Origin of the sequence: Burkholderia sp. NRF60-BP8 (genome assembly GCF_001522585.2) — a bacterium.
In the GTDB taxonomy this organism is placed as follows: Bacteria; Pseudomonadota; Gammaproteobacteria; order Burkholderiales; family Burkholderiaceae; genus Burkholderia.
In genome coordinates this window covers 2235361-2247263 of sequence record NZ_CP013373.1, presented here as the reverse complement: position 1 = coordinate 2247263, position 11903 = coordinate 2235361, and the positions used below count along the sequence as shown (strand labels likewise).

Below are 11903 nucleotides of genomic sequence, written 5' to 3'. Positions count from 1 at the left end.
ACGCCCCGTATCGGCGACTCGATTTCGTCTCGCGGGCGCCGCCGCGTCGATTACCTTGGAGCAACAGGAGAACCCGATGATCAAAGTCAGTGTCATGTACCCGTACGCCGCAGGCGCGCGATTCGATCATGCTTACTATCGCGAGCGGCATATGCCGATGGTGAAACAGCGCCTCGGCGCCGCATGCCTGTACTACACGGTGGACAAGGGAATCGCCGGTGGCGCTCCAGGCATGGATCCCGTGTACGTGGCCAAGTGCGACTTCGTCTGTACTTCCTTCGAAGCTTTCCAGGCGGCCCGCGATCCGCATGCGCAGGAGATCATGGCCGACATTGCCAATTACACGGATATACGCCCCGTGCTGCAGATCAGCGAGGTGGTCGTGGAGCGTTCGGAAACCTGATCCAGGTTCCGATATCGTCAGGCATTGCATGCGCGCGCGACTTACGCGGCCTGGCCACGCCGCGCCTCGCCCCGCGGTGCCGATGTCCGGTTTCCGTCATGGCCACCGGTACGTCGCCTTGACCGGCCCTCATTTCGTCGGGGATGCAAGCCAACGCCTTGGGGCGAACGGGGAGAATCGGATCCGTCCGGAAACGCCATGACCTGCGAAACGTTTGGCAAACTGCGTCATCCGGCCCATCCGTCTTTCTGCTGGCCGATACGCTCGGGACTTACACCGATTCGCGTCGCAAAACTGAAACTTGGGCCCGTGTCGACGAGATCGGCGTGCTACGCTGAAACGTCGATGTATAAAAATACAATAGATTAACGGGGCACGAACATGAAGCAGGCCGTACAGGATGTCGGGGGAGCGTGCGCGCAAAGTACGCCGGTGTCGCCCATGACCGCGGTCGCGGGCAAGTCGGAGCGGATCGATCCGATCGAGCTTGGCGCTCGCGTGTCTTCGGTGACCGTGCTGGGCGCATTCGCTTATCTGATTTATATGCAGTGGCGATTGAACCCGAGCCGGATCACGCTGATCCTGCTGCTGGTTTCCGCGGGACTGACCGTCGGAATGTCGGCTTTCGCGAAACTGCCGAAGCGGCGCGACTGGCATCCCGTCGCGGTGATCGTGGCGTTGGGCGGTTCGTTCTACTGCCTTGCCTATCAGCTGAACGCCAGTACGCAACTGATTCCGGAATGGGCAGGCGGCGTCTGGCAAATTTCCGGGATTGCGTGGCAACTGTTCGCGAAGCTGTCGCTGGGGCGCTCGTTCGGTCTGCTGCCGGCGAATCGCGGGGTCGTTTCGACCGGGGCGTACCGGTTCATGCGTCATCCGATCTATGCCGGTTACCTGTTGTCCGAAATCGGCTTCCTGCTTGCGAATTTCAGTACCCGAAACCTGCTCACGATCGGCATCTGGATGCTGCTGCAGATCGCGCGAATCGTCATGGAGGAGCGGGTGTTGTCGGAAGACGCCGATTATCGTACGTACAAGACGAAGGTGCGGTACCGGTTGATTCCGGGCGTGTTTTGACGGGAACACCGAAAGCGCGCGACGGCCGGGCGCCGATCGCGCTTGGGCGCGGCGGACACGTGAAAGCCGGCGCGCTCGGGTCACGGACCTTCGCGCGCCGGCCCCGTATCGCAGATCAGGACGCGTGCGCCGACGTCAGGCTGAGCGCCACTGCCTGCGCGACCTCGATCCCGTCGATCGCTGCCGAATAGATGCCGCCCGCATAGCCGGCGCCTTCGCCGGCCGGATACAGGCCTTCGACGTTCAAGCTCTGGTAGTCGTCCTTGCGCCGAATCCGGATCGGCGACGACGTGCGCGTTTCCACGCCGGTGAGCACGGCATCGTGCATCGCGAAGCCGGCGATCTTCTTGTCGATCTCGGGCAGCGCTTCGCGGATCGCTTCGATCGCGTAGTCCGGCAGCGCGGTGCTGAGATCGGTCGGATTCACGCCGGGCTTGTACGACGGCTCCACGGTGCCCAGCGACGTCGACGGCCGGCCCGCGATGAAATCGCCGACCAATTGGCCCGGCGCGCGGTAATCGCCGCCGCCGAGTTCGAATGCGCGTTCTTCCCATTTGCGCTGGAACGCGATGCCGGCGAGCGGGCCGCCCGGATAGTCGTCCGGCGTGATGCCGACGACGATGCCCGCATTCGCATTGCGCTCGGCGCGGGAATACTGGCTCATCCCGTTGGTGACCACGCGGCCGGGCTCCGAGGTCGCGGCGACCACCGTGCCGCCTGGGCACATGCAGAAGCTGTAGACGGCGCGCCCGTTGCTTGCGTGGTGGACCACCTTGTAGTCGGCCGCGCCGAGCTGCTTGTGGCCCGCGAACTTGCCGAAGCGGCTGCGATCGATCAGCCCCTGCGGATGTTCGATGCGAAAACCGAGCGAGAACGGCTTGGCTTCGATGTAGACGCCGCGGTCGTGCAGCATCTGGAACGTGTCGCGCGCGCTGTGGCCCACGGCCAGCACCACGCGGTCGCACCGCAGCGTTTCCCCGTTCGACAGCTTGAGCGCGCGCACCTTGCCCTGGTCGATGTCGATGTCGTCGACGCGGGTTTCGAAACGCACTTCGCCGCCGAGCTCGTGGATCGACGCGCGCATTTTTTCCACCATGCTGACGAGTCGGAACGTGCCGATGTGCGGCCGGCTCAGATACAGGATGTCCTCGGGTGCGCCGGCCTTGACGAATTCGTCCAGCACCTTGCGGCCATAGTGGTTCGGATCCTTGATCTGGCTGTACAGCTTGCCGTCGGAGAACGTCCCCGCGCCGCCTTCGCCGAACTGCACGTTGGATTCGGGGTTGAGCACGCTCTTGCGCCACAGGCCGAAGGTGTCCTTGGTGCGCTCGCGCACGGCCTTGCCGCGTTCGAGAATGATGGGACGGAAGCCCATCTGCGCGAGGATCAGCCCCGCGAACAGCCCGCACGGCCCCATGCCGATGACGACCGGGCGCAGGAAATCGGCGTGCTCGGGCGCCTTCGTGACGAAGTGATACGTCATGTCGGGCGTCACGCCGCAATGCGGCTTGCCGGCGATGCGCTCGAGCGCGGCCGCCTCGTCGGCGACTTCGACGTCGACGATGTACGTGAGCTTGATGTCGGCGCGCTTGCGTGCGTCGTGCGCGCGGCGGAACACGGTGTAACGGAGCAGTCCGTCTGCCGCCACGCCGAGCTCCGCGAGGCGCGCGCGAATCGCGGCCTCGAGCGCGCTGTCGGGGTGGTCGAGAGGGAGTTTGATTTCGCTTAGCCGTAACATGGGGACTCGGATGCGATTGCCACGGCGCCGTGGCGGTGTTGATACAGGCGGGGCCGGCACGCCGGCGGCGTCGTTCGCCGTGCGGGCATGCCGGACGCAAACCATGCGCTGTCGTTGCCGGACGAGCGGTGCGAGCGGCGGTACGCCGACCCGCACGGGCAACGCGAGCAACTTCAGGATAGGCGCACGAAGCGACCCGTGTGCACGGAAGATTGTCCCGCACTTGGGGCGATCGGCGCGCCATCGTGACGATGCCGCGCGAGCGGTTTGCGCGAAAGCCGCGCCACGCGGGCGCGGCCCGGGCTCATTCCGCTGCCGGATGCACGCGGCTGTAGCGGTTCAGGATCGGGATCATCTGCGCGTAGATCTTCGGGTTCGCGGCGACGATCTCGTGGCGATGCAGGAAATCGGCGTCGCCCGTGTAGTTGCCGACGAGGCCGCCGGCCTCGGTGATCAGCAGGCTGCCCGCCGCCATGTCCCACACGTTGATGCCTTGCTCGAAGAACGCGTCGAGGCGGCCGGCCGCGACGTTCGCGAGGTCGAGCGCCGCCGCGCCCGGGCGGCGCAGGCCCGTGCAGGCCTGCGTCATCTCGGTGAAGAGGCGCGCGTAGGCGTCGAGGCCGTCCTTCTCGCGGAACGGGAAGCCCGTGCCGACCAGCGCGTGCGACAGGCGGTCGCGGCGGCCGACGCGGATGCGGCGGTCGTTCAGGTACGCGCCGCGGCCGCGGGTGGCCGTGAACAGGTCGTTCTTGTTCGGATCGTAGACGACGGCCTGCGTGACGACGCCCTTGTGCTCGAGCGCGATCGATACGCAGTAGTACGGGAAGCCGTGGATGAAGTTGGTCGTGCCGTCGAGCGGATCGATGATCCACTTGAATTCGGATTCGTTCTCCGATTCGCCCGATTCCTCCGCGAGGATCGCGTGGTCGGGGTAGGCGGTCTTCAGCGTCTCGATGATCGCGTCTTCGGCGGCCTTGTCCACTTCGGTGACGAAGTCGTTCTGTTGCTTCTTGCGGATCTCGATCAGGTCGAGATCGAGGGACGCGCGATTGATGATCTGTCCGGCGCGGCGCGCAGCCTTGACAGCAATATTGAGCATGGGATGCATGAGCCTGGATCCTGTAGCCGGCGGCACGGGCCGCCACGAAGTGGGACAACCGCCCGGAACGGCGCAAGCGTGCCGGGGCGAGGTGAGACGCGAATTGACAAAGAGCGGGGTACGACCCGCGCAGCGCCGAGCGCAACGCGTAAAGGCATGATTTTACCCGATTTTCGGCGCTTTCAGGCGACCGGCATGCGGGGAAACCCCCACTGGCCGTCCGGACGAGTGGGTTTGCGGGAGCGATGGCGATACCATACGGCCATTCTGATGAACCGAGTCGTATCGTAGTGGAAACCTCGCAGAACCCCGCCGCGCCGTCCGAATCGGGCGCGGCCTCGTCCTCGCCGCCGACCGGCGGCTTCACGTCCACCCGTTTCGTGCTTGTCGAGCCGAGCCATCCCGGCAACGTCGGGGCGGCCGCCCGCGCGCTGAAGACGATGGGCTTCTCGCGCCTCGTGCTGGTCGCGCCGCGCGTGCCGCACGTGCAGCGCGACCCCGAGGCGATCGCGATGGCCAGCGGCGCGGACGACGTGCTCGCGTCCGCGCACGTCGTGCCGACGCTCGGTGAAGCGCTGTCCGGCGTTCACTGGTCGATCGCGCTGACTGCGCGCACGCGCGAATACGGACCGCCGCGCCTTGCGCCGCGCGCGGCCGCCGCGCAGGCGAGCGCGCAGGTCGGCGCGGGCGACATCGCGCTCGTGTTCGGCAACGAGCGCACCGGCCTTGCGAACGAGCATGTCGAGCAGTGCAGCGCGCTCGCGCACATTCCGGCCAACCCGGCCTACAGTTCGCTGAATCTCGCGCAGGCCGTGCAGGTGCTCGCGTACGAGTTGCGCGTCGCGTTTCTCGAGCAGGCGAGCGAGCCGTCGGCGCAGCCGCAGGCCGAAGCCGGCACGCTCGCGCAGAGCGACGAAATCGAGCGGATGTACGTGCACCTCGAGAACGCACTGATCGCGCTCGACTTCCTCGATCCGCGCAATCCGAAGAAGCTGATGCCGCGGCTGCGGCGCCTGTTCGCGCGCACGGGCCTCGAGCGCGAGGAGGTCAACATCCTGCGCGGCGTCGCGAAGCACATCCTGCTGAAATCGGGCAAGCCGGGCGGCGACGCGTAAGGGGCCCGCGCTCCGATTGTCAGGCGCGGGGGAGTTCGCCGATGAAGGCGGCGTGTGGCCGGACAGGCCATGCAGCGGCCGACCGGCAACGCCGAACCCACTGTTTCTCCCGATCGACCCTCCGCGGAAACCCCGTCGCAGCAAGCGTCCCGGCCGAATACCCGTGCCGGCCGCGGGGTGAACGCGCGGCCGCGTGCGGCCCAGCGCGACTGGCCCTACAATCGCCGGACGTCATAAGCAAATGACCCGGCGCGATAACGGCCGGCATTGCCGGCGATGCGCGCCGGCCTTTTCCCTGATCACATCATGTTCACGAGACTGCGCGAAGACATTGCAACGATTCGCGAGCGGGATCCCGCCGCTCGCAGTGCGTGGGAAGTGCTGACCTGTTATCCGGGGCTGCATGCGCTCGTGCTGCACCGTTTCGCGCATGCATGCTGGCGCGCGAAACGCTACTGGCTCGCGCGATTCGCGTCGCAGGCCGGTCGATTCCTGACCGGGATCGAGATCCACCCCGGCGCGACGATCGGCCGGCGCGTGTTCATCGATCACGGCATGGGTGTCGTGATCGGCGAGACGGCGATCGTCGGCGACGATTGCACGATCTATCAGGGCGTGACGCTGGGCGGCACGTCGCTCACGCGCGGCGCGAAACGCCATCCGACGCTCGAGGCCGGCGTGATCGTCGGTGCGGGCGCGAAGGTGCTCGGCGGGTTCACGGTCGGCGCGGGCGCGAAGATCGGCTCGAACGCGGTGGTCGTCAAGCCGGTGCCGGCGGGCGGTACGGCGGTCGGCAATCCGGCGCGCATCGTGATGCCGGCACAGCCGAAGCCGCAACCCGAACGCGCGGCATTTTGCGCATACGGGATCACGCCGAACGCCGACGATCCGATGTCGCTGGCGATTCACGGGCTGATCGATCACGCGGCGAAGGAAAGCCGCCGCGTCGACGAGATCGTCGCGGCGCTCGAGCGGCTCGGCACGCATCTGGAAACGCTGCAGGGCGCCGACGCGGCGGGCCTCGACCTGCGCAGGCTGTCCGCGGTGCTGGAAGGCAGGACGGTCGAACGCCAGATGTAACGAACGGGAAGGGCGCCGACGGCGGCTGTCGGCGCGGCCGCGGCGGCGTCAGTCGAGCGGCATCGCGTGGATGCCTTCCGCATCGACGCGCAGGTAGCCGCCGCGCGGCGTGCCGTGATCGAGGTCCCAGTCGGGCAGCACCCAGCGGATTCCGCCCGGTTCCGCGTGGCGCGCGGGGCGGTGCGTGTGGCCGTGAATGATCACGCTCGCGCGGCTTTTCCGGAACAGCGCGGCCACGCCTTCCCGCGTGACGTCGTAGAGGGCCGAAGCGGGGCGCATGCGGCCCGCTTCGCTGGTCGAGCGCATGCGTTGCGCGAGCGCGCGGCGCCAGCGGAACGGCCACGCGAGAAACAGCCATTGCGCGACGCGGTTGCGCGCGAAGCGACGGAACATCTGGTAGCCGCGGTCGGCCGTGCATTGCGCGTCGCCGTGCGCGAGCACGATGCGCTGGCCGAACGCGACGATCAGCGAAGGGTCGGGCAGCAGCATCGCGCCGGCCGCCTTCATGAAGCGCCGGCCGAGCAGGAAATCGCGGTTGCCGTGCATCACGTAGAGCGCGATGCCGCGTTCCGAGAACGTGTGCATCAGCGCGGCCATGCGCGCGGCGAACGGATCGTCGTCGAGGATGTCGTCGCCGATCCAGTATTCGAACAGGTCGCCGAGGATGAACACCGAATCGGCGCTGTCGGCGGTGTATCTCACGAAATGCTCGAACGCGGCGACCGTCTTCGGAATCGCTTCGCTCAAATGCAGATCGGAGAGAAACAGGAACGGGCGTGCGGCTTGCGCGTATTCGCGCTCGCCCGGCACGCCCGCGGAGACGCTTCGCGGCGGACTCTCCTGCAACATCGAAGTGCCTCCGTAACGACTGCGCGTCAGACCACCACGGCCTTTTCGATCACGACGTCGTCGGTCGGCACGTCCTGATGGAAGCCGGCGTTGCCCGTCTTGACGCCCTTGATCTTGTCGACCACGTCCTGGCCTTCGACGACCTTGCCGAACACCGCGTAGCCCCAGCCCTGCGGCGTCGGCGACGAGTGGTTCAGGAAGTCGTTGTCGTTCACGTTGATGAAGAACTGGGCGGTCGCCGAATGCGGATCGTTCGTGCGCGCCATCGCGATCGTGTAGTTGTCGTTCTTCAGGCCGTTGTTCGCTTCGTTGTCGATCGGCGCATCGGTCGGCTTCTGCTTCAGGCCCGGCTCGAAGCCGCCGCCCTGGATCATGAAGCCGTTGATCACGCGATGGAACACGGTGCCGTCGTAATGGCCCTTCTTCACGTAGTTCAGGAAGTTCTCGACCGTCTTCGGTGCCTTCGCGGCGTCGAGTTCGAGCTTGATCACGCCGTGGTTCGTATGCAGTTCAACCATGATGAATTCCTTCGGTGAGGCGGTTTAAATGGCACGCGGCCGGTCGTGCGACGCGGCCGCGTGAGGCGCCGGACGTGCCGGCAGGTGCTTACTTCGAGACGATGCTCGCCGATTCGATCACGACCGGCTGGGCCGGCACGTCCTGCATCGGGCCGCGCGAGGTCGTCGCCACGCCTTCGATCTTCTTCACGACGTCGAGACCCGACACGACCTTGCCGAACACCGCATAGCCGTTGCCGTCCGGGTTCGGGTAGTCGAGGCCGCCGTTGTCGACCGTATTGATGAAGAACTGCGCGGTGGCCGAATTCGGGTCGCTGGTGCGCGCCATCGCAATCGTGCCCGTCAGGTTCTTCAGACCATTGCGGCTCTCCAGCGGGATCGGCGCACGGGTCGGCTTCTCCTCGAAGTTGGTCTTGTAGCCGCCGCCCTGGATCATGAAGCCCTTGATCACGCGATGGAAGATCGTGCCGTTGTACTGGCCGGACTTCACGTAATCGAGGAAGTTGGCGACGGATTTCGGCGCCTTCTCCGGATAGAGCTCGACGCGGATGTCGCCCTGCGAGGTCTTCAGCTGCACGACGGGGTGCGCGGTGGCCGTTTGCGCGAACGCGGGTGCGGTCGCGAGAAGGGCGGCGCCGCCAAGCGCCAGCAACAGACGTTTCATTGCGATCCTCAGGTTGGGAGGGGAAGGAAGGCCGCGCCGCTTATTTCGACGGCGCGACGTACGGCGCCGCCAGTGCGCCCGACGGACCGCTGAACTGGAACGTCGGCGACATCGGCAGCGTGGTGGTGCTCACGTTCGCGGCGGCGCGATCGGTGTAGTCGCGCGTGGTCGGCGTCGTCGCGCGGGCGTTCGGCGCGGCTTTCGACGGCGACACGATCTTCTGGAGATCGGCGAGGCGTTGCGCGGTCGCGCCGCTCGTGCGGCCGAGCGATTGCGCGCGCTTGTACGATTCGGCCGCGAGCCGCAGGTACAGATCGCCGAGGTTCTCGTACGCGAGCGAGTAGCTCGGGTTCGATTGCGTCGCGGTGACGAGCGCGGTGCGCGCTTCGTCGTAGCGGCCGTGCTTCGCGTAGAGCGCCGCGAGATTGTTGTACGGCTCGGGCAGTTCGGGGTACGCCTGCGTGATCGCGACGAACTGCTGGATCGCGTCGTCGTCGCGGTTCAGGCGGGCCAGCACGGTGCCGCGCTTGAACTGCGCCTGCACGTCGTGCGGGTTCGACGCGATGCGTGCGTCGAGCTGCGCGAGCGCCTGCTTCCACTGCTTGCCGGCGATCGACGCGTCGATTTCGGGGGTGCCGTCGGCGACCGCCGGGGCCTTTTGCGCATGCGCCGCGGGAGCCGCGAAAAGCGTCAGCGCGACGCCCATGACGGTGGTCGCAACGAGGGTCGCAGCGCTCGGCGCGCGGCCGCGATGAGGTTTCATAGGCGTAAATCGGAATGTTATACTCCGAGCCATTCTAACAAAACGTCTGCGCGTTCCGGCGAGCGTCAGACAGTCTTTCTCAGCCTCTCGTGGCCGTCACCGCTGTGCTTGCAGCCTGACCGCCCCATGTGATATCGAGGACGCGCGGCCTGGCGCCGCGGCAGATGGTCCGTCCGTTTCACATGCTGGGCGAGCTTCGCCAGGGCGGTTTCCTTCGGCTCACGGTTCATCTCTATGGAATCACTGCGCATCTACAACACGCTCGCGCGTGACAAGCAAGTTTTCGTGCCGCGCCAGTCCGGCGAAGTGCGGATGTACGTATGCGGGATCACCGTCTACGACTATTGTCACGTGGGCCACGCGCGCATGCTGGTCGTGTTCGACCTCGTCCAGCGCTGGTTGCGTGCGATCGGCTATCGGGTCACGTATGTGCGCAACATCACCGACATCGACGACAAGATCATCCGCCGCGCGGTCGAGAACGGCGAGACGATCAAGTCGCTGACCGACCGCTTCATCGGCGCGATGCACGAGGACGAAGCCGCGCTCGGCATCCAGCGGCCCGACATCGAGCCGCGCGCGACGCAGTTCATCCCGCAGATGCTCGGCATGATCGAGACGCTCGAGACGAACGGCTACGCGTACCAGGCGACCGACGGCGACGTCAATTACTCGGTGCGCAAGTTCACGAACTACGGGAAGCTGTCGGGCAAGTCGCTCGACGATCTGCGCGCGGGCGAGCGCGTCGCCGCGAACGACGCGAAGGAAGATCCGCTCGACTTCGTGCTGTGGAAGCGCGCGAAGCCGGAAGATCCGGAAGGCGCGTCGTGGGCGTCGAAGTACGGGATGGGGCGCCCGGGCTGGCACATCGAGTGCTCGGCGATGGGCTGCACGCTGCTCGGCAATCACTTCGACATCCACGGCGGCGGGCAGGATCTGCAATTCCCGCACCACGAGAACGAGATCGCGCAGAGCGAGGGCGCGACCGGCGAGACGTTCGTCAACTACTGGATGCACAACGGCTTCGTGCAGGTCGACAACGAGAAGATGTCGAAATCGCTCGGCAACTTCTTCACGATCCGCGAAGTGCTCGAGCGTTACGACGCGGAAGTCGTGCGCTTCTTCATCGTGCGTACGCACTACCGTTCGCCGCTCAATTACAGCGACGTGCACCTCGACGATGCGCGCGCGTCGCTCACGCGTCTGTACACCGCGCTGAAGGACGTCGACGCCGATACGCTCGCGCTCGACTGGAACGAGCCGCACGCGCAGCGTTTCGCGGCCGCGATGAACGACGATTTCAACACGCCGGTCGCGGTGGCGACGCTGTTCGAGCTGGCGGGCGAAGTCAACCGCACGCGCGATGCGTCGCTCGCGCGGCAACTGAAACAGCTGGCGGGCCTGCTCGGCCTGCTGGGCCGCGAACCGCGCGCGTTCCTGCAGCAGGCGTCGGGCGCCGCGCAGGCGGGCGGGCTCGCTGCCGACGAGATCGAAGCGAAGATCGCCGCGCGCGTCGCGGCGAAGCAAGCGAAGGACTATGCCGAAGCGGACCGGATCCGGGCGGAATTGCTCGACGCCGGCATCGCACTTGAAGACAAACCGGGCGGATCGACCGAATGGCGTCGCGTATGAGCGCGGTGCGTTCCACTGACCGATCCGTCAGGTAGGAGGCAAGATGGCAACGGCCAGAAAAGCGCCGGTGAGGCGCGCGACCCCGGTCGCCGCGCGTCCGGCAGCCAAGCGCGTACCGGCGACGAAGGCGGACGCGACGCGCGCCGTGCCGAACGGCGCGCTGAACGGTCATGCGCAGCCCGCGGCCGCGCCGCCGGCCGCCGACACGGCCCGCAAGACACGTGTGTCCGAAGCGGACGGCGAGGAGGTCGTCGTGCGTCCTGCCTATTGGGACAAGGCGTGCGCGGACCTCGTCAAGCGCGACCGGATCCTGAAGAAGCTGATTCCGAAGTTCGGCCCCGCGCATCTCGTGAAGCGCGGCGACCCGTTCGTCACGCTCGCGCGCTCGGTCGTCGGCCAGCAGATTTCGGTGCCGTCCGCCCAGTCGCTGTGGGCGCGCATCGAGGACGCCTGTCCGAAACTCGCGCCGCAACCGGTGATCCGGCTCGGCGCAGACAAGCTGATCGCATGCGGGCTGTCGAAGCGCAAGACGGAATACATCCTCGATCTCGCGCAGCATTTCGTGTCGGGGGCGCTGCACGTCGACAAATGGACGTCGATGGACGATGAGGACGTGATCGCGGAACTCACGCAGATCCGCGGCATCAGCCGCTGGACCGCCGAGATGTTCCTGATCTTCAACCTGTCGCGGCCGGACGTGCTGCCGCTCGACGACCCGGGCCTGATCCGTGCGATCAGCGTCAATTACTTCAGCGGGGAACCCGTCACGCGCAGCGAGGCGCGCGAGGTCGCGGCCAACTGGGAACCGTGGCGCACCGTCGCGACCTGGTACATGTGGCGCAGCCTCGATGCGCCCGACGCCGACGCCTGAGCGCCGGCTATCGGGTTTTAAACATCAATAGTTGAGAGCCGGTTTTGAGCGTCGCCCGCGCGGGTAGAATACGCGCTGCCGCAAGACCCAAGGA

Annotated in this window: 12 protein-coding genes; 6 read left to right on the top strand and 6 right to left on the bottom strand. The window is 66.5% G+C overall.

The window, feature by feature from the left end; genetic code table 11:
* Positions 1 to 76: 76 nt before the first annotated feature.
* Positions 77 to 403: an EthD family reductase gene (locus tag WS54_RS23875; protein ID WP_034207723.1), complete on the top strand. Its 327-nt coding sequence runs from the start codon at positions 77 to 79 to the stop codon at positions 401 to 403.
* A gap of 441 nt (positions 404 to 844) precedes the next feature.
* Positions 845 to 1480 carry a methyltransferase family protein gene (locus WS54_RS23870; protein WP_059782929.1) on the top strand — a complete coding sequence of 212 codons (636 nt, stop codon included), beginning with the start codon at positions 845 to 847 and terminating at the stop codon, positions 1478 to 1480.
* Positions 1481 to 1595: 115 nt separating this feature from the next.
* Here the strand turns inward: WS54_RS23870 and WS54_RS23865 are convergent, their stop codons facing one another.
* Together WS54_RS23865 and WS54_RS23860 are read right to left on the bottom strand one after the other, a co-directional pair.
* Entirely contained in the window at positions 1596 to 3218 is a 1623-nt protein-coding gene (locus tag WS54_RS23865; protein ID WP_059782927.1) for an NAD(P)/FAD-dependent oxidoreductase, read from the bottom strand.
* Between the two features lie 304 nt (positions 3219 to 3522).
* A complete protein-coding gene (locus WS54_RS23860; protein WP_059782925.1) occupies positions 3523 to 4326 on the bottom strand; it encodes an inositol monophosphatase family protein in 804 nt (267 codons plus the stop codon).
* A 281-nt stretch (positions 4327 to 4607) separates the two neighbouring features.
* Here WS54_RS23860 and WS54_RS23855 point away from each other — a divergent pair, with 281 nt between their 5' ends.
* Together WS54_RS23855 and cysE are read left to right on the top strand one after the other, a co-directional pair.
* A complete protein-coding gene (locus tag WS54_RS23855; protein ID WP_059782922.1) occupies positions 4608 to 5432 on the top strand; it encodes an RNA methyltransferase in 825 nt (274 codons plus the stop codon).
* A gap of 306 nt (positions 5433 to 5738) precedes the next feature.
* Positions 5739 to 6512, top strand: a complete 774-nt coding sequence (gene cysE, locus WS54_RS23850) for a serine O-acetyltransferase (RefSeq protein ID WP_034207718.1) — start codon at positions 5739 to 5741, stop codon at positions 6510 to 6512.
* Positions 6513 to 6560: 48 nt separating this feature from the next.
* On the opposite strand, the gene WS54_RS23845 is transcribed toward cysE, so the two are convergent.
* The 4 genes from WS54_RS23845 to WS54_RS23830 form a co-directional block, all read right to left on the bottom strand.
* A complete protein-coding gene (locus tag WS54_RS23845) occupies positions 6561 to 7361 on the bottom strand; it encodes a UDP-2,3-diacylglucosamine diphosphatase (RefSeq protein WP_034207717.1) in 801 nt (266 codons plus the stop codon).
* Between the two features lie 26 nt (positions 7362 to 7387).
* Positions 7388 to 7879, bottom strand: a complete 492-nt coding sequence (locus WS54_RS23840) for a peptidylprolyl isomerase (protein WP_006483987.1) — start codon at positions 7877 to 7879, stop codon at positions 7388 to 7390.
* Between the two features lie 88 nt (positions 7880 to 7967).
* Complete coding sequence (locus WS54_RS23835; protein ID WP_034207716.1) at positions 7968 to 8543, bottom strand: peptidylprolyl isomerase; 576 nt, start codon at positions 8541 to 8543, stop codon at positions 7968 to 7970.
* 40 nt (positions 8544 to 8583) lie between these two features.
* On the bottom strand, positions 8584 to 9306 hold the full coding sequence (locus WS54_RS23830; RefSeq protein WP_060259468.1) for a tetratricopeptide repeat protein: 723 nt from the start codon (positions 9304 to 9306) through the stop codon (positions 8584 to 8586).
* A gap of 234 nt (positions 9307 to 9540) precedes the next feature.
* On the opposite strand from WS54_RS23830, the gene cysS reads away from it, so the two are divergent.
* Complete coding sequence (cysS, locus tag WS54_RS23825) at positions 9541 to 10938, top strand: cysteine--tRNA ligase (protein ID WP_034207714.1); 1398 nt, start codon at positions 9541 to 9543, stop codon at positions 10936 to 10938.
* Between the two features lie 43 nt (positions 10939 to 10981).
* Positions 10982 to 11809 carry a DNA-3-methyladenine glycosylase family protein gene (locus WS54_RS23820; protein WP_034207713.1) on the top strand — a complete coding sequence of 276 codons (828 nt, stop codon included), beginning with the start codon at positions 10982 to 10984 and terminating at the stop codon, positions 11807 to 11809.
* Positions 11810 to 11903: the final 94 nt, after the last annotated feature.